At 52.5% G+C, this 16,680-nt stretch carries 18 protein-coding genes; 5 read left to right on the forward strand and 13 right to left on the reverse strand.

The features are described from left to right. Positions 1-525: 525 nt before the first annotated feature. From ACQG1Y_RS08615 to ACQG1Y_RS08625, 3 genes are all read right to left on the reverse strand, one after another. Positions 526-1,521 (reverse strand): hypothetical protein, encoded by a 996-nt coding sequence (locus ACQG1Y_RS08615; RefSeq protein ID WP_032104447.1) that lies wholly within the window; start codon positions 1,519-1,521, stop codon positions 526-528. A 330-nt stretch (positions 1,522-1,851) separates the two neighbouring features. Continuing rightward, positions 1,852-3,087: a multidrug efflux MFS transporter MdtG gene (gene mdtG / locus ACQG1Y_RS08620; protein WP_017384746.1), complete on the reverse strand. Its 1,236-nt coding sequence runs from the start codon at positions 3,085-3,087 to the stop codon at positions 1,852-1,854. Between the two features lie 141 nt (positions 3,088-3,228). Then, a complete protein-coding gene (locus ACQG1Y_RS08625) occupies positions 3,229-4,155 on the reverse strand; it encodes a Kdo(2)-lipid IV(A) acyltransferase (protein ID WP_032647968.1) in 927 nt (308 codons plus the stop codon). 218 nt (positions 4,156-4,373) lie between these two features. On the opposite strand from ACQG1Y_RS08625, the gene ACQG1Y_RS08630 reads away from it, so the two are divergent. Next, positions 4,374-5,423, forward strand: coding sequence for a rhodanese-related sulfurtransferase (locus tag ACQG1Y_RS08630; protein WP_015570841.1), 1,050 nt, complete (start codon positions 4,374-4,376; stop codon positions 5,421-5,423). Positions 5,424-5,461: 38 nt separating this feature from the next. On the opposite strand, the gene ACQG1Y_RS08635 is transcribed toward ACQG1Y_RS08630, so the two are convergent. The 9 genes from ACQG1Y_RS08635 to mdtH all read right to left on the reverse strand — a co-directional run bounded on the left by ACQG1Y_RS08635 (position 5,462) and on the right by mdtH (position 12,123). Next, the gene (locus ACQG1Y_RS08635; RefSeq protein WP_017384744.1) at positions 5,462-6,040 is read right to left on the reverse strand and encodes a YceI family protein; all 579 of its coding nucleotides are present in this window, start codon (positions 6,038-6,040) and stop codon (positions 5,462-5,464) included. Position 6,041: 1 nt separating this feature from the next. Beyond that, on the reverse strand, positions 6,042-6,608 hold the full coding sequence (locus ACQG1Y_RS08640) for a cytochrome b (RefSeq protein WP_017384743.1): 567 nt from the start codon (positions 6,606-6,608) through the stop codon (positions 6,042-6,044). Positions 6,609-6,834: 226 nt separating this feature from the next. Further along, positions 6,835-6,948 (reverse strand): YceO family protein, encoded by a 114-nt coding sequence (locus tag ACQG1Y_RS08645; protein WP_003858014.1) that lies wholly within the window; start codon positions 6,946-6,948, stop codon positions 6,835-6,837. 50 nt (positions 6,949-6,998) lie between these two features. Further along, a complete protein-coding gene (gene solA / locus ACQG1Y_RS08650) occupies positions 6,999-8,117 on the reverse strand; it encodes an N-methyl-L-tryptophan oxidase (RefSeq protein WP_017693647.1) in 1,119 nt (372 codons plus the stop codon). Between the two features lie 114 nt (positions 8,118-8,231). Next, on the reverse strand, positions 8,232-8,486 hold the full coding sequence (gene bssS, locus ACQG1Y_RS08655) for a biofilm formation regulator BssS (RefSeq protein ID WP_015570838.1): 255 nt from the start codon (positions 8,484-8,486) through the stop codon (positions 8,232-8,234). Positions 8,487-8,760: 274 nt separating this feature from the next. Then, positions 8,761-9,006 carry a DNA damage-inducible protein I gene (gene dinI, locus ACQG1Y_RS08660; RefSeq protein WP_003858011.1) on the reverse strand — a complete coding sequence of 82 codons (246 nt, stop codon included), beginning with the start codon at positions 9,004-9,006 and terminating at the stop codon, positions 8,761-8,763. A gap of 74 nt (positions 9,007-9,080) precedes the next feature. Further along, positions 9,081-10,127: a dihydroorotase gene (gene pyrC, locus ACQG1Y_RS08665; protein WP_045347286.1), complete on the reverse strand. Its 1,047-nt coding sequence runs from the start codon at positions 10,125-10,127 to the stop codon at positions 9,081-9,083. 128 nt (positions 10,128-10,255) lie between these two features. After that, complete coding sequence (locus tag ACQG1Y_RS08670) at positions 10,256-10,816, reverse strand: lipoprotein (RefSeq protein WP_017384739.1); 561 nt, start codon at positions 10,814-10,816, stop codon at positions 10,256-10,258. A gap of 98 nt (positions 10,817-10,914) precedes the next feature. Beyond that, the gene (gene mdtH / locus ACQG1Y_RS08675; RefSeq protein WP_003858008.1) at positions 10,915-12,123 is read right to left on the reverse strand and encodes a multidrug efflux MFS transporter MdtH; all 1,209 of its coding nucleotides are present in this window, start codon (positions 12,121-12,123) and stop codon (positions 10,915-10,917) included. Positions 12,124-12,359: 236 nt separating this feature from the next. Between mdtH and rimJ the strand changes: the two genes are divergently transcribed. From rimJ to murJ, 4 genes are all read left to right on the forward strand, one after another. Continuing rightward, complete coding sequence (gene rimJ, locus ACQG1Y_RS08680) at positions 12,360-12,944, forward strand: ribosomal protein S5-alanine N-acetyltransferase (RefSeq protein WP_003858007.1); 585 nt, start codon at positions 12,360-12,362, stop codon at positions 12,942-12,944. Between the two features lie 9 nt (positions 12,945-12,953). Beyond that, entirely contained in the window at positions 12,954-13,604 is a 651-nt protein-coding gene (locus ACQG1Y_RS08685) for a YceH family protein (RefSeq protein WP_316378026.1), read from the forward strand. Between the two features lie 2 nt (positions 13,605-13,606). Then, the gene (locus tag ACQG1Y_RS08690) at positions 13,607-14,530 is read left to right on the forward strand and encodes a Gfo/Idh/MocA family protein (protein ID WP_017384736.1); all 924 of its coding nucleotides are present in this window, start codon (positions 13,607-13,609) and stop codon (positions 14,528-14,530) included. Between the two features lie 129 nt (positions 14,531-14,659). Next, entirely contained in the window at positions 14,660-16,195 is a 1,536-nt protein-coding gene (gene murJ / locus ACQG1Y_RS08695; RefSeq protein WP_109937564.1) for a murein biosynthesis integral membrane protein MurJ, read from the forward strand. A gap of 59 nt (positions 16,196-16,254) precedes the next feature. Here the strand turns inward: murJ and flgN are convergent, their stop codons facing one another. After that, positions 16,255-16,680, reverse strand: coding sequence for a flagella biosynthesis chaperone FlgN (flgN, locus tag ACQG1Y_RS08700; RefSeq protein ID WP_003858003.1), 426 nt, complete (start codon positions 16,678-16,680; stop codon positions 16,255-16,257).

The raw sequence follows: 16,680 nt of genomic DNA on the forward strand, positions 1-16,680 counted from the left end.
GGACTAACTCAATGGGTTATGGATACCGCCTATAGTACTTTCGGTTCTGGCCTGAGTGGTTCATATGAAGCTGATGCAGATCCGGTAAGGTTCATCGCCTTAATCCTGATGGTACTTATCTACGCTACCATACTGTTCTTGGTCACACGCTTAGTACTAAGAAAGTTTCAGGCCAATCGCTAATACCTCATTTTATTTAGTATTGTGCTGGACTGTTTATAGGGATTTTACATCTGACTCAGACGAATTAGATGCACGTATTTCTACCGTTGAAACGAAAGTTGCTTTGATGGATCAGTCTCTAACTTCGCTTGAGCAGGAACAAGATCAAATGAAGAAGACATTAAAAAAATTAGAAGATAGTGTACATATGCTTGATATTAAAATTGAGCGTGTAATTACAATGCTTAAAACGCTAAAAAATAAAAGGGGCTAAATAGCCCTTTTTTATTGTCACCTCTAAACCACCTCCTAGGGAGGAGGTTTAGAGGTGACAATAAAAAGCCCTATCAGGGGCTTTTATGCTTAACCTAAGCTATTCTTCTTAAACTTCATTACTTTTTTGTTGTATCGGATTTCACAATTATCAAATCTTTTTCTTGTTGCAGCTTCAATCTCATCACATTTTTTTCTAACTGATGCTTCAGTTGGATTTGAATTCTTCATAAGGTATAAAATTGTTTTGATAGTACTATATTTGTCCTTAGTATTTGCACAGGCATAATATAGATTAAAGATGTTTTCTTTTCTAATGAAGTCTTCAGTGTTTTTGTGATGTTTGTTAAAAGAAGTCTCTAATTCTGAGAATTCGGAAATGCTTTTCACGTAACTTTTCAATTTTGGCGTTCCAAGTTCATCTAGTTTTTTTGAACAGGCCTCGTTGAAAATAGATTGCAAGCTCTCAATTTTCCCTAACAAACTTTTAATTTCTTGTTGAGACGGCAAGGGTGGAAAAGTACAGAGTTTTTCAATATACCAATTACTCGTCATTCCCTTTTCACCACGAGTATGACGCAACACATCAATATATAAATCCCAATTTTGCGTTCTTTGGGCTTGATAAAGATAAGTAAGTACTATGTCAGGAAAGCCTTTATATAAATAATTGATTTTATTTTTTATGTTGTGAGTTTCTTTCAATAAATTAGCGTACGTAGAAGATAAGGCTAAAAAATTATCTTTATAAGATATTAGTTTCTCTATGCTCTCACGCCTGTCAAGCTCAGCATCAATACGATTTCTTTCCTGTATATATTGCGTGTGCTCACCAAAGTACTTATCCCCACAAATGCCTCCAATTAAACCTTCATGTCCAGTATCATCAACACCAAGATATCCATGCTGATGTTTTTGACCACAGTTCCCATGCTCGGTTTTTACCTGGCACTTCACACTCTCACTAAGATGATAGCGTCCTACAAGAGAACGAAAACTTTTAACAGTAATTTCTAAATCAGAAGAAAAATTAGGGCGTGAGGTAATTTGTTCTATTGTTGCAAAAGATTCTGAATTATCTGCCATTACATTTCCTTATCTTTGCGTACTGTTTGGATGAACAGCTTGTGAGAATATACACCCCTTATAGGGAGCTTTCAATGACGTATGAAGTATAAGGTTATAGGTGAAGCGTGTTTAAAACGAACCCGGGGATTTTGAAAGGACGGACTGATACAGCCGAAGGCTAAAGTACGTACTTATGACCGTAAATGTAATGACATAAAACATCTATGTATTTTACTTTACGCTGCTTCCAGCGTGGCGTACATGGTCATTGGTGTCTCCCTGTTTTTCGTGAAGTTATTCAGGGAAAGAATAGCTGATTATGTGATTTTGCAAGTATGAATGCGAAAATTAGCCGTCACGATGTTGTCTTATTCGCGCCGGGCGTAGCGCCCGGGATAAGCTGAGCCACGAATAAACGGCGTTGAACAGCACGACGCCTGCCGTCACGATAAAGACCGCCCGGAAACCGAAGCTGGCCGAAATCCCCGCGCCGACCAGCGGTCCGGTGACGTTACCCAGATCGCGAAACGACTGGTTATAACTGAAAATACGACCGGCTATCTGGTTGGTGGAGTTATAGACCAGCAGCGTCTGTACAGCCGGGAGTAGCGCACCATCCGCAGCCCCCAGCAGGAAGCGCAGGACGCCGAGCTGCCACGGAGACTGCACCAACGCCATGGGGATCAGCAGCAGGACGGAGACGATCAGGGCGCAGATCAGGATCTTTTCCGGGCCGATACGGTCTCCCAGCTTGCCGAGCCTCGGCGCGCTCAGTAGCGCCGCCACGCCGGGAACAGAGGCGATTAGGCCGCTGATAAAGGCGATATTGCTGACGTTTCCCGCCAGGTCGCGTACGTAGAGCGTCAGTATAGGCGCGATTGAACCGGTGGCCACCTGGATAATCATGGTGGTTACAAACAGGCTCAGCACCAGCTTTGGGTTTTTCAGCGAGGCCAGCACATCCCGGGCGTGCAGCATCTCTTTTTTGGCCACGGGCGTGAAATTCTCGCGGATACAGATAAGCGTCACCAGGAAGCAGAGGAACAGCACGCTGGCGGTAATGAAGAATACCGGCCGCAGTCCGTAGTGGTCGGCCAGCAGCCCGCCCGCCAGTGGGCCCAGCAGTGCGCCGCTTACGCCGCCAGTGGATAGCGTGCCCAACGCCCAGCCGCTTTTCTGGCGCGGGATTTGGGTGGCGATCAGGGCGTTGGCGTTAGGGATAAATCCCCCGAGCAGGCCCAGAAGCGCGCGTAGTATCAGGAACTGCCAGACATTCTGCGCCACCCCCATCAGCAGCATAATGATCGCCATGCCGAGCGCGGAGCGCAGCAGCATAATTTTGCGGCCTTTGCGATCCGCCAGCCCACCCCAGAAAGGCGACGCAATGGCGGAGAACAGGAACGTAATGCTGAACACCAGGCCGGACCACATATTCAGGGCGCTATGTCCGGTGACGCCGAGCTGTTCAACGTAGAGGGGCAGGAAGGGCATCACCAGGCTAAAGGCGGCGCCAGTAAGAAAACAACCCAGCCACGCAACCGTCAGGTTACGTTTCCAGTTTATGGGAGCATCTGTGGGGGACATAACTATCCGCATAATGAGGTGCAGGGCACCGTGAACAGTGAGGTAATAAGCCTGCTAATTATGCGCCCGGGGTATGATTGCCGCAATGACGGGGAGCTTTTAAAGCTAAAACAACATGCGGCCCGGAAGGCCGCACGCAGGTTAATACCGGGAAGGGACGCCCTGAGGCCGGGTTTTAAAGCGGCGATGCAGCCACATGTACTGCTCCGGCGCGAGCATAATGCATTTCTCGACAACGCCGTTCATCCAGCGGGCGGTGGTTTCTGCATCAATCAGCGGTGGCGCGAGTTCCGGCTCCAGCATGATGAGCTGATAGCCTGAACCGTCTGGTTTACGGCGCGGCACAAACGGCACGATAGCCGCTTTGGACATCCGCGCCAGCATCCAGGTCCCGGTGGTCGTCGCTGCATCTTCCACCGCAAAGAACGGGACAAACACGCTGGATTGCGGGCCATAGTCATGATCCGGGGCATACCAGACCACTTCACCTGCTTTCAGGGCGCGGATCATCCCTTTCAGGTCTTTGCGATCGATCATGCTTTTATTGGAGCGCATGCGTCCGTTGGTCTGGATCAAATCGATCACCGGATTATCGTTAGGACGATAAACGCCTATACCCGGCGCCTGCATGCCGAACATCCGCGCGCCAATTTCGAGCGTCAGGAAATGAACGCCAATCAGCAGGACGCCAGTCTGGTTGGCCTGAAGAGTATGCACCGGCTCCATGCCGGTCCCGGCCACTTCCGTCCAGCGCGCCATGCGTTTATCCGACCAGAACCAGGCCATACCGGTCTCCATCAGCCCCATGCCGACAGATTCGAAGTTTTTAACCACCATGTCGTGGCGCTCAGATTCACTCATCTGAGGAAAACAAAGCTCAAGGTTACGATACGCGATCCTGGCGCGACGCTTCATAAACTGCTGAGCAATGCGGCCCAGTCCTTTACCCATGCGGAAAATGACGGGATAAGGCAGCTGTACAATTAGCCACAACAAGCCAATGCCTGACCATGTTAACCAATAGCGGGGATGCAAAAGCGCGGCAGTAAATTTCGGTAACTGGGTCATGTCTGTCCTGTGTTCTAACGTCCTGAAAGGATATTGTCTCATTTTTTAAGGCATAGCCAAAATGTCTGTCATCGAAACATGAAAGAATATGCAAATGTTAAGTCTGATTAATCAGGTTGACTGAAATGTAGCGTAAATTGTGTGGATGTAAATTGTCTTTGTTTGCTATATCATGCCGACCGATTTTTATTTCTCAACGATTGCAGGACTTGTACACCATGCCAGTGTTACACAACCGCGTTTCGAATGAGATGTTGAAAGCGCGTATGTTGGCCGAAACCGAACCGCGCACAACGATCTCTTTCTATAAGTATTTCACCATCGATGATCCCCAGGCGACCCGCGATGCGCTTTACCAGGCTTTCACCGCCCTGAACGTGTTTGGTCGCGTCTATCTGGCGCGTGAGGGGATTAACGCGCAGATCAGCGTGCCGGAAAGCAAGGTCAGCGCCTTCCGCGACCTCCTTTACGGGTTTGATCCGGCGCTTAACGGCTTACGCCTGAACATTGCGCTGGATGATGACGGTAAATCATTCTGGGTGCTGCGCATGAAGGTGCGCGAGCGTATTGTGGCGGATGGCATTGACGATCCGAGCTTCAATGCCGCTAATGTGGGGGAGTACCTGAAGGCCGCTGAAGTGAACGCGATGCTCGACGATCCGGATGCGGTGTTCATTGATATGCGTAACCACTACGAATATGAAGTGGGTCACTTCGAGAATGCGATGGAAATTCCTGCCGACACCTTCCGCGAGCAACTGCCAAAAGCCGTTGAGATGATGCAGGAGCATAAAGACAAAAAGATCGTTATGTACTGCACCGGGGGGATCCGCTGTGAAAAAGCCAGCGCCTGGATGAAGCACAACGGGTTTAATAAAGTCTGGCACATTGAGGGTGGGATCATTGAGTATGCCCGTCGCGCCCGTGAGCAGGGTTTACCGGTGCGTTTTATCGGTAAGAACTTTGTGTTTGACGAGCGTATGGGCGAGCGAATTTCAGAGGACGTGATCGCGCACTGCCACCAGTGCGGTACGCCGTGCGATACGCATACCAACTGCAAAAACGACGGATGTCATCTGCTGTTTATTCAGTGCCCTGCATGTGCCGAGAAGTTTAATGGCTGCTGTAGCGAGCTGTGCAGTGAAGAGAGTATCTTGCCTGAAGAAGAGCAACGTCGTCGCCGTGCCGGACGCGAGAACGGGAATAAGATCTTTAATAAATCCCGGGGCCGACTGAATACCAAACTTGGTATTCCGGACCCGGAGTAAAACACTGCCCGGCGGCGCGAAAGCCTGCCGGGCCTGTTTTATGACTTCTGCTGAACGCCTTCCACCGAAATAATCAACTCAACATCCTGCGATGCCGGGCCTAAATCCGTGGTGATATTAAAATCTTTCAGATGAATTTTGCCTGCGGCTTCAAAGCCAGCACGTTTGCCACCCCACGGATCGTCGCCCTGTCCAATTAATTTGGCATCCAGTGTGACCGGTTTTGTTACGCCGTTCAGCGTCAGATTACCGGTAATAGCGAGCTTATCACCGTCTTTCTTCACCTCTGTCGACGCGAAAGTAGCTTGCGGGAATTTGCCCACGTTCAGAAATTCAGCGCTGCGCAGATGTTTATCACGCTCGGCGTGATTAGTGTCGACGCTGTTGGTATTAATGGTGACGTTCACTTTATCGGCAGCAGGGTTTTTCTCGTCGAAAGTAAATGTGCCATCGAAATCATTGAATGTGCCATATAACCAGCTGTAACCCAGATGCTGAATACGGAAATTGACAAAGGCATGCTGGCCCTCCTTATCAATTTTATAGTCAGCGGCAATGGCCGAACCGGTGGTAAATAGCAGCGAACCTAATGCGATACCCAACAGGCGTTTTTTCATTTTATGCTCCAGAGTCAACTGACGAACGGCCAAGCATGCGCTTCAGCGTATCGTCTTTATCAATAAAGTGATGTTTCAGGGCCGCAAGGCCATGCAGGACAGACAGGATCACCACGCTCCATGCCAGCCACAGATGAACCACACCTGCGGTGTCAGCCTGTGAACCGGCGTCAGCCAGCGTGGCTGGGACGTCAAAAAGCCCAAACACGCTGATCGGTTTACCGTCTGCGGTCGAAATAAGATAGCCGCTGATCAGAATGGCAAACAGCAGGGCATAGAGTGCGATATGTGCGCCAACAGCGCTTATGCGGGTAAGTCGGCCATGGCTTTTGGGTGCTGGAGGGGGCGGAGAGATATGTCGCCAGATCACGCGAAAAACCAGACCCATCATCAGCAGAACCCCAATGCTTTTGTGCAATTCGGGGGCCTGATGATACCAACCGTCATAATAGCTTAATGTCACCATCCACAGGCCGAGACCAAACATGGCATAGACGGCAAGTGCAAATAGCCAGTGTAAACACATGGATATTATTCCGTAGCGACGGGAGGAGTTACGCCATTGCATATGAATTTCCGTTCTCAAATGACTGAGCAATAAAAATGGACGGGTTAAATAAATAATGCAACTGAAAAAAATGAATAATGTTTTTTATTTAATTTATTTCAGCGAATTTGAATGTGTTTCCGCAATGTATTTCAATCGCTTCGTTCAATAAATTTGAGGTGACGTTTTTTAAAAAATATAAGTTAAATAAATTTAAAGGAGTGTCAATAAACGTCAGCGAGAATTTTCAGAAGAATACAATATAGATAACGTCAATGATCGCCAGCAGCGACCAAAGAACAATGTAGAGCATGAAATGCTCGCGGATGTTATTGATAAGGTAATTCACCAGTCTGCGCATCATGCCCCTCTCGCTAAACAGGCCCCGGTTATTCGGAGCCTGTAGAGGTATTATCGGTTAAAGCGCGAGAGCGCGAAGGGCTTGAGATCAAACGAAGGCGCGATCCCCTGCGCAAACTGGGCGGCGATTTCACCTAACACAGAGGCAAATTTAAACCCGTGACCGCTGAGCCCGGTTACGAGCAGGGTGTTATCGTGTCCCGGCAGGGTGTCGATGATAAAATCTTCATCCGGGGTGTTGTCGTAGGTGCACGCTGCGCCGTAAAGCAACCCGCCTACGCCCGGCAGGATATTACGCAGGAATGTGAAGGCTTCGGAACCATCCTGCGGATAAGCACCGTAAGGCTTGCGTTCTTCCGCAGAGGAAATTACCTGCCCGCCGTTATGTTTGCCAATCTTGAGCGCGTCTTTTTCCGAGGGAAAACCGTAGAACTGGTCGCCATTGGGTAACTCGCCTGTAAACGCCGGGAATTTGTTCTGGCTGCTGTAACGCCCGTCAGACTGGAACCAGGAGAAGACTTTTCGCACCGGCTGGATGGGCAGGTCCGGCAGCAGTTTCGTCACCCACGTTCCCGCACTCACCAGCAGACGCGTGGCGGTATATTCACCTTCAGAGGTGGTGACGGTTGAACCCTCTGCATGGTGGGTGATGCCCGTGACCGGACAGTTGAACAACTGCGCGCAGCCCGCTTTGGCGGCGAGATCAATCCAGGTCTTAATGGCCGTTTCGCTGTGCAGCACGCCAGAGTTGGCTTCAAACAACCCAATGTAGTCGTCAGGGACAGAAATTTCCGGCCAGCGCGCCATGATGCCGTTTGCATCCAGACGCTCGACGTCCAGGCGGTAGGCTTTCGCGCTCTCCTCGACGGTCGCCAGAAACGTGGAGCTGGCTGGCCCCAGGTTAACGACCCCGGTGCGCTCAAAAATGCGATCTTCGGTGAGGGCGGTCAGCTCATCCCACAGCGTCTGAGCCCGAAGCACCAGCGGTACATAACGTTCACCTTCACCGTAAGCGTGACGGATCAGACGGGTATCGCCGTGATGGCTTCCTTCAGAGTGGGGGGGAAGGTGGGCGTCAATCATCAGCACTTTCAGACCCGCCTGCGTGGCGTAATAACCGGCGGCAGATCCTACGGAGCCGCTTCCGATAATGATTAAATCGTATTTCATAGGCTTCTCTTTACTAACGCTTTGTTAGCAGAGTAATTAACTAAGTGGGCTTATACAAGAGCGAAATAAATAAGGCACCGCGAGGGTGCCTGTTGAGTGAAAAGGGGCATAAGGTCAATGCCGTTTATACTCATTTTCCTGATAGTCGCCAGATTCTATTTTTGCGATGCCTGCTTCTAAAATAGAGATAAACTGACGGGCGACGTCTGTTGTAAGCCACAGCGTCTGTCCAACTTCCGCTTCATCACGGTTTTGCTGATTTGGGGTCTGGTAGTGCAAACGCAGCATCAGCGCATCGTAGCTGTCTACGGTGCTGATATCCCAGCCAACAAGCGGATGGGTCTGGATGACTTCACTATTCTTTTCCATTATAACCCCCTTAATGCGTGTTAGAAGACAACGACTTTGAGGTTCAATGCATGTTTTTCTGAAAGCAATTTCAGTATATCAATTAATAAGGGTTCAGAAGGAAAAAATAAACGGGTAGCAACACATTTTTATGCTTTTTAGGATTGTTCGAACAATAAAACGCCATCTTGTTCACGATTTTCTAAGAAGATGCTGAAATATTTTGAACTTTCAGGAGACGAAACGAAAAAAAGCCGGGGCGACCCGGCAAAAAAACACAATGAGGGAGCAAATTTTAATCAGTGATGAACCAGTCGTCGGCGCTTTCCCATGTTTCCTGCAAAATTTCGCTGATGCGTTCTTTGTCTTCTTTCGCGCCGCCGATGACGGAAAGATGGTTTGCTGTCGCATAACGTACCGTTACGGCACCATCGTTTTCAGGAAAAGTGCTGTTAATACGTCGGGATAGTTCACCCGCCAGAGCGTCGAGTGCGCCAGCAGGCAGGACGGTGGATTTGGCTATGGTGACTTCGATACGCATAAATGCCCCCTGTGTAATATACTGTTTATTTATACAGTTATATTGTCGGTTTGACAACAGGGGGCGCGATTTTTTTAGCGTTTTACCGTCCAGTTTACGGTTTCACCGGCCAGGAAGGGGATCAGCGTATCGTCGGTGAGCGCAATCGACGCTTCAACCTGGCTTTCTTTGCGCTCCAGCTCAATGAACGTGTCATTAACCGGCAGACCGTAGAAACGCGGGCCGTTAAGGGAGCAGAAGGCTTCGAAATGGTCTAACGCATTCATCTCTTCAAACACGGTTGCGTAACTTGCCAGGGCGGTCGGGGCGTTAAAACAGCCTGCACAGCCGCAGCTCGCCTCTTTACGGTGACGGGCATGCGGGGCGGAATCCGTGCCGAGGAACGCGCGCGGGAAGCCGCTGGCGACCAGCTCACGTAGCGCCTGCTGGTGGATGTTGCGCTTGAGGATCGGCAGACAATACAGATGTGGGCGAACGCCGCCCACCAGCATGTGGTTACGGTTAAACATCAGGTGCTGCGGGGTGATGGTGGCGGCAATCAGCTCGTTTCCATCCCGGACATACTCTGCGGCATCTTTAGTCGTAATGTGTTCAAACACCACTTTCAGCCCAGGAAGACGCTGGCGCAGCGGCTCCATGACCGTTTCGATAAAACGTGCTTCGCGATCGAAAATATCAATGTCAGCGTGGGTCACTTCCCCGTGCACCAGCAGCGGCATGCCCAGTTTTTGCATACGCTCCAGAACAGGCATGATGGCATCAATACTGGTCACCCCATGGCTGGAGTTGGTGGTGGCATTCGCCGGGTAGAGCTTCGCGGCGTTGAATACACCTTCGTTAAACCCGCGCTCAACTTCATTCGGATCCAGCGAGTCCGTCAGGTAGCAGGTCATCAATGGGGTAAAATCGTGTCCGGCCGGAACGGCGTCAAGGATACGCTGGCGATAGGCAATCGCGGCCTCGACGGTAGTGACTGGCGGAACCAGGTTAGGCATAACAATCGCACGGCCATAAATTTCGCTGGTATACGGCACGACGGTTTTCAGCATGTCGCCATCACGAAGATGGATATGCCAGTCGTCTGGGCGGCGGATTTTGAGAACCTGGGATTGTACAGTCATGGAAGCTCCGGCTTGAAAGAGATCAGTCATAAGAGGGCTGTTTTTGCCGGACACAAATCATAAGCGGAAACGTTTTCGTTTGCACACTATTCCGTTAAAAAAAACGGGCGCCTGAGCGCCCGGAGTGTTTAGTCGGTGAAAGGGATGATGATTTCACCCGGTTTCACCTCTATCCCTTTGGCATATTTTTTCGCCAGAGATTCGCCTTTGCTCTTGTCTTCGCTCAGAACATAGGCAGGCTGTTGGTTAAAGTAGTTCTGCAACGACTGGTTGAGATACGGCATCAGCGTTTGCAGCACCGGTTTCATTTTTTCCGGCGTCACAACTGCATCGACGATTTCCATCTCTTGCAGGAAAATGGCCCCTTTCTCTTTATTAAAGACCGGCAGCGCCTTGAGCTTCAGCTTGATATCCGCTTTCTGATTGCCGAAGAGCGAGGTCATATCGAGGCTGGCATCGCCGGAAAGGGTGACTTTGTTAGGCTCCTCGCGCCCAATCTGGCTGGCGAGATTCGTCAGGACGATATGCGCATCCGCAAGGCCGGGCACGCCGATATCTTTTGAAAAGTTATTATGTTTTTCCAGCGCCTGATTAATTTCCTGCTCACTGACGGTGTACTGCGTAAGCTGGTTACATCCCACCAGCAGACCACTGACAATTAACGCAGCGGCAATAACGATCTTTTTCATGGCGTTCCTCAACATAAAATCGGCGCATCTGTCCTGATACGCCAGTATGTCAGGGTGATCCAACAGAAACCAGCAGAAAAAACTGATAATGAAAGGGGTCAGGCGCCAGGCTCCAGCATCCCGCGGGTGCTGCGTTTATCACTGAACTGCCACCAGAGGGCAATCAGCGTCATAAAGCCGACCATGCCGAGCATGACCCACGGCAGCTCCGGCTGATGGAGCGCTTTTCCGGCATCAAACAGCCAGCCACCACCGGTGTAACCCAGTGCGCCGCCAAGCGCCAGCCCGAGACGGCTGAAGCCCATGTAGCTGCCTCGGGCCCGGGCGTCGGCAAGTGACGCGCTCAGCGTTTCACGGGCTGGCTCGGCAATGATTGAGCCAATATAGAAGGTGCAGATGAGCATAAACAGTTGCTGAAGCGAACTCACCAGGCCGATGGGCATCATGCTCAGCGTCATCAGCAACAGCCCGGCCATCAGACGGTGCTCAAGCCGGAAACGGCGCTCGCTCCAGCGGGCAATCGGATAGAGCAGCGTCAGAGAGAGGCAGGCCTCAATGGCATACATCCATTTCACCGCTGCCGGCGTGCCGGCAATATCGTTAACCATAATGGGTAGCATCAGCATGACCTGCACGGCGAGCATGTAGTAGCCGGTCAGGGTTAACACATAGGTGACGAAGCGTTTATCGCTCAGCACGCGGTCAAGCCCTTCCCGCACAGGCGCCTTCACCGTCGACAGCTTCCACGCGGGCAGAAACAGACCGTTAAACAGCGCGCAGAGAATAAACAACACCGCGCCGGTGGCGCAGACCAGGCGGAAATCGTATTGCAGCAGCCAGCTTCCCAGCAGGGCGCCCACCACCGCGCCAGCGCTGTCCTGCATCATCAAAATCGAAAAGAAGCGCCCCCGGTGTTGCGGACGGATAAGCTTAACCACCAGCGCGGTACGCGGTGGGTCGAAAAGGGTGCCGCCAATCCCGGAAAGGAAACAGGAGAACCACAGCAGCCAGGGTTCATGAGCGATTGCCATGGTGGCGAATCCCGCCGCACGTAACAGCATGCCGGTGACGATCATCGGTTTCGCGCCGAAGCGGTCGGCTATTGCGCCGCCAAACACGCCCAGACCCTGTTGTACAAACTGGCGTAGACCCAGCGCGATCCCGACCATCAATGCCGCCCAGCCCATTTGATCGACAAAACGAATCGATATAAGCGGAAAAACGACAAAAAAGCCGAGCACGACCAGCATGTTATCGACGAGCAGGAAATATTTACCCAGGCTCCTGGCCTGTGATACGCGGGACATTTTCCCTCCAGGGAAAATAAAAGGTGAGCACGCTAACATTCTGCGGTGTCGCCGGGCTTTTTCCCATACCCGCTGGTGACAATATTTTTTTATCAAAAAGGTGCTTTGATAGAGAGTTCTCATCGAAAAATGTGAAAAGCGATCAAAATGGTATGTCACTGTTTTCACAGAAGGCACAGGCGCAGGTATAGTAAAGCTAACAGGCAGAGCAGAAGCGACGGGAAGGAGTGGTAACGATGTTTGGCTATCGCAGTAATGTGCCAAAAGTGCGTCTGACGACGGACAGGCTGGTCGTTCGTCTGGTGCATGAGCGTGATGCCTGGCGTCTGGCGGATTATTACGCCGAGAATCGCCAGTTTTTAAAACCCTGGGAACCCGTTCGGGACGAGAGCCACTGCTACCCCTCTGGCTGGCAGGCGCGCCTCAGTATGATTGCGGAATTTCATAAACAGGGAAGTGCGTTTTATTTCGCGCTTCTCGATCCGGAAGAGAAAGAGATCGTTGGCATTGCCAATTTTTCAAACGTGGTACGCGGGTCGTTTCACGCCTGCTATCTCGGGTACTCCATCGGTCAGAAATGGCAGGGGCAGGGGCTCATGTTTGAGGCGCTGACGGCGGCGATTCGCTACATGCAGCGCACGCAACATATCCATCGCATTATGGCCAACTACATGCCGCACAATAAGCGCAGCGGCGATCTGCTGGCCCGCCTGGGGTTTGAGAAAGAGGGCTATGCCAAAGATTATCTGCTGATTGACGGCGAGTGGCGGGACCATGTGCTCACCGCGCTCACCACCCAGGAGTGGACCGCGGGTCGTTAAGGAGAAAAAATGAAATATCAGTTAAATGGCGCCGAAGCGCGCGTGATCGGCTGCCTTCTGGAAAAGCAGGTCACCACGCCGGAACAGTATCCACTGTCCGTGAATGCCGTCACGATGGCCTGCAACCAGAAGACGAACCGTGAGCCGGTGATGAACCTTGGCGAGCACGAGGTGCAGGATATCCTTGATGAGCTGGTGAAGCGCCACTACCTGCGCACCGTCAGCGGCTTCGGCAATCGCGTCACTAAATATGAACAGCGCTTTTGTAATTCCGAATTTGGCGATTTAAAACTCAGCGCCGCAGAAGTGGCAGTGATCACCACGCTGCTGCTGCGCGGGGCGCAGACGCCGGGGGAACTGCGCACGCGCGCCTCCCGCATGTATGAGTTTCAGGATATGCAGGACGTTGAAAAGACGCTGGAGGGGCTGGCCTCACGCGAGGACGGTCCTTACGTGGTGCGTCTGCCACGCGAGCCGGGCAAGCGTGAAAGCCGCTACATGCACCTGTTTAGCGGCGACGTTGAGCCCTCTGCGCTGGCCGTAGAATCCGACACGCCAGCATCAAACGACAGCCTGACCGCGCGCGTGGCAGCCCTGGAAGACGAGGTTGCCGGGCTGAAGCAGCGTCTGGATGCGTTACTCGCACATCTGGGAGATTAATCGTGACAACATTACGCATTGGTGTTGTGGGGCTGGGAGGGATCGCGCAAAAAGCCTGGCTGCCCGTTTTAGGCGCCGCGTCCGACTGGACGCTGCAAGGGGCGTGGTCGCCCACCCGCGAGAAAGCAGAGCGCATCTGCAAAACCTGGCGCATCCCTTATGCCGGTTCGCTACAGGATTTAGCCCGTGAATGTGATGCGGTATTTGTGCATACCTCAACCGCGACGCACTACCAGGTGGTGAGCGAGTTGCTGAACGCAGGCGTTCACGTCTGCGTGGATAAACCCCTGGCGGAAAATGTACAGGATGCTGAACGACTGATTGAGCTGGCCGCGCGTAAAAAGCTGACGCTGATGGTCGGCTTCAACCGCCGTTTTGCGCCGCTCTATCAGCAGCTTAAAGCGCAGTCCGGCTCGTTCGCCTCTCTGCGTATGGATAAGCACCGTACCGACAGCGTGGGGCCTAACGACCTGCGCTTCACGCTGCTGGATGATTATCTCCACGTCGTGGATACGGCCCTGTGGCTGAGTAACGGAAAAGCCCAGCTGCAAAGCGGCACGCTGCTGACCAACGAGCAGGGTGAGATGGTTTACGCCGAACATCATTTTGCCGTTGAGCATTTGCAGGTGACGACCAGCATGCATCGTCGGGCGGGCAGCCAGCGCGAGTCCGTGCAGGCCGTTACGGATGGCGCGCTGTATGACGTCACCGATATGCGAGAGTGGCGGGAAGAGAAGGGCAATGGCGTGGTCGCGTTACCGGTTCCCGGCTGGCAAAGCACCCTGGAGCAGCGTGGCTTCGTGGGCTGCGCGCGTCACTTCATCACCTGCGTGCAGAATCAGACGGTTCCTGAAACGTCCGGGGAGCAGGCTATTCTGGCGCAGCGCATTGTGGAACGACTCTGGCGCGAAGCCATGTCGGAATAACGCGTTGTAACATCTGCCGATAGTAATTCGTTGAAATCCGGTTAGACTAAGCGCCGCTTGTTGGCTTTGCCGGGTGGCGCTAACGCTTGCCCGTCCTGGAAATCCGTAGGGTTGTGGAACTTCACGTTAATGAACTTATTAAAATCGCTGGCGGCCGTCAGCTCGATGACCATGTTTTCCCGCGTGCTTGGCTTTGCGCGCGATGCCATTGTGGCAAGGGTTTTTGGCGCCGGGATGGCGACTGACGCCTTTTTCGTCGCCTTTAAGCTGCCAAACCTGCTGCGCCGTATTTTTGCCGAAGGGGCCTTTTCACAGGCATTTGTTCCGATCCTCGCAGAATATAAAAGCAAACAGGGCGAAGATGCCACTCGCGTCTTTGTGGCCTACGTTTCCGGATTACTGACGCTGGCGCTGGCGATCGTGACCGTCCTGGGGATGCTGGCAGCGCCCTGGGTGATCATGGTGACGGCGCCGGGTTTTGCTGACACAGCGGATAAATTTACCCTGACCACCCAACTGCTGCGTATAACCTTCCCCTATATTCTGCTGATTTCGCTGGCGTCGCTGGTGGGTGCCATCCTGAATACCTGGAACCGCTTCTCCGTTCCGGCCTTTGCCCCCACGTTCCTCAACGTCAGCATGATTGGCTTTGCGCTGTTCGCCGCGCCGCATTTTAACCCACCGGTGCTGGCGCTGGCCTGGGCCGTGACCGTCGGCGGCGTGTTACAGCTTGCTTACCAGCTTCCGCACCTGAAAAAAATCGGCATGCTGGTTCTGCCGCGCATTAATTTCAAAGATGCGGGCGCAATGCGCGTTATCAAACAGATGGGACCGGCGATACTCGGCGTGTCCGTTAGCCAGATCTCGCTGATCATCAATACCATCTTCGCCTCTTTCCTGGTGTCGGGCTCGGTGTCCTGGATGTACTACGCCGATCGTCTGATGGAGTTTCCATCCGGGGTGCTGGGCGTGGCGCTGGGGACTATTCTGCTGCCGTCGCTGTCGAAAAGTTTCGCCAGCGGCAACCACGATGAATACTGCCGCCTGATGGACTGGGGCCTGCGTCTCTGTTTTCTGCTGGCGCTGCCAAGCGCGGTGGCGCTGGGGATCCTGGCGAAACCGCTGACGGTGTCGTTGTTCCAGTATGGAAAGTTCACCGCCTTTGATGCCGCTATGACCCAGCGTGCGCTCGTAGCCTACTCGGTGGGGCTGATGGGGCTGATTGTCGTGAAGGTGCTTGCGCCCGGTTTCTATTCACGTCAGGACATCAAAACGCCGGTTAAGATTGCCATTGTGACGCTGATCATGACGCAGCTGATGAACCTGGCGTTTATTGGACCGCTGAAACACGCGGGGCTGTCATTGTCGATTGGTCTGGCGGCCTGTCTGAACGCCGGGCTGCTGTACTGGCAGCTGCGCAAGCAGGATATCTTCACACCGCAGCCGGGCTGGGCAAGCTTCCTGCTGCGTCTGGCGATTGCGGTAGTGGTGATGGCGGCCGCGCTGGTTGGCATGTTGTATGTCATGCCTGAGTGGGCGCAGGGCACCATGCCTTACCGCCTGATGCGTCTGATGGCCGTGGTGGTGGTCGGTGTGGTGGCGTACTTTGCCATGCTGGCGGTGCTTGGCTTCAAAGTGAAAGAGTTCACCCGCCGCACGGTATAAACGCCAAAAGGGGAGTTCACCAGAAGGTGCTCCCCGCTTCATGACGTGCCGCTACTGCGTCAAATCGAAATCTTTTTCCCACCCGTGATACGTGCCGTGGCCGTCTGACCATCCGCACCGTACAGCCCCGGCTCTTTATAGGGCTTTAACACTTCAAGCGCCTGCTGATTACGGATAATCTGTCCTTCCAGCAGCCAGCCGTTATGCTGGTTAAGATCGCGAAGATGCTGGGTTTTTTCTGTAATGGTCTGCCAGCGTTCGTTGATCTCATCATTGGCGCTGCGTTTCGCGTCTTGCTCAGCGCGTCGCTGTTTTTCCAGATAATCCAGGGTCGCCAGCAGCGAGCTTTTATCTTCAGTTATGCGTTGCAACGCGCTGCCGTTGATTTGACCAGAAGAGAGGTGGTGCTGTTCTGCATCCATCACCGTTTTCAGGTCGTTCAGGACCACCGTCATCTGATCCAGTATTTCTGACAGTCGACTCAT

Source organism: Enterobacter cloacae complex sp. 397G4 (assembly GCF_050031515.1).
GTDB classification, from domain to species: Bacteria; Pseudomonadota; Gammaproteobacteria; order Enterobacterales; family Enterobacteriaceae; genus Enterobacter; species Enterobacter hormaechei_C.

Bases quoted from the DNA above. Each gene is read 5' to 3' on its own strand.
- ACQG1Y_RS08615 (WP_032104447.1), bottom strand. From the start codon at position 1,521: ATGGCAGATAATTCAGAATCTTTTGCAACAATAGAACAAATTACCTCA.
- mdtG (WP_017384746.1), bottom strand. From the start codon at position 3,087: ATGTCCCCCACAGATGCTCCCATAAACTGGAAACGTAACCTGACGGTT.
- ACQG1Y_RS08625 (WP_032647968.1), bottom strand. From the start codon at position 4,155: ATGACCCAGTTACCGAAATTTACTGCCGCGCTTTTGCATCCCCGCTAT.
- ACQG1Y_RS08630 (WP_015570841.1), top strand. From the start codon at position 4,374: ATGCCAGTGTTACACAACCGCGTTTCGAATGAGATGTTGAAAGCGCGT.
- ACQG1Y_RS08635 (WP_017384744.1), bottom strand. From the start codon at position 6,040: ATGAAAAAACGCCTGTTGGGTATCGCATTAGGTTCGCTGCTATTTACC.
- ACQG1Y_RS08640 (WP_017384743.1), bottom strand. From the start codon at position 6,608: ATGCAATGGCGTAACTCCTCCCGTCGCTACGGAATAATATCCATGTGT.
- ACQG1Y_RS08645 (WP_003858014.1), bottom strand. From the start codon at position 6,948: ATGCGCAGACTGGTGAATTACCTTATCAATAACATCCGCGAGCATTTC.
- solA (WP_017693647.1), bottom strand. From the start codon at position 8,117: ATGAAATACGATTTAATCATTATCGGAAGCGGCTCCGTAGGATCTGCC.
- bssS (WP_015570838.1), bottom strand. From the start codon at position 8,486: ATGGAAAAGAATAGTGAAGTCATCCAGACCCATCCGCTTGTTGGCTGG.
- dinI (WP_003858011.1), bottom strand. From the start codon at position 9,006: ATGCGTATCGAAGTCACCATAGCCAAATCCACCGTCCTGCCTGCTGGC.
- pyrC (WP_045347286.1), bottom strand. From the start codon at position 10,127: ATGACTGTACAATCCCAGGTTCTCAAAATCCGCCGCCCAGACGACTGG.
- ACQG1Y_RS08670 (WP_017384739.1), bottom strand. From the start codon at position 10,816: ATGAAAAAGATCGTTATTGCCGCTGCGTTAATTGTCAGTGGTCTGCTG.
- mdtH (WP_003858008.1), bottom strand. From the start codon at position 12,123: ATGTCCCGCGTATCACAGGCCAGGAGCCTGGGTAAATATTTCCTGCTC.
- rimJ (WP_003858007.1), top strand. From the start codon at position 12,360: ATGTTTGGCTATCGCAGTAATGTGCCAAAAGTGCGTCTGACGACGGAC.
- ACQG1Y_RS08685 (WP_316378026.1), top strand. From the start codon at position 12,954: ATGAAATATCAGTTAAATGGCGCCGAAGCGCGCGTGATCGGCTGCCTT.
- murJ (WP_109937564.1), top strand. From the start codon at position 14,660: ATGAACTTATTAAAATCGCTGGCGGCCGTCAGCTCGATGACCATGTTT.
- flgN (WP_003858003.1), bottom strand. From the start codon at position 16,680: ATGAGTCGACTGTCAGAAATACTGGATCAGATGACGGTGGTCCTGAAC.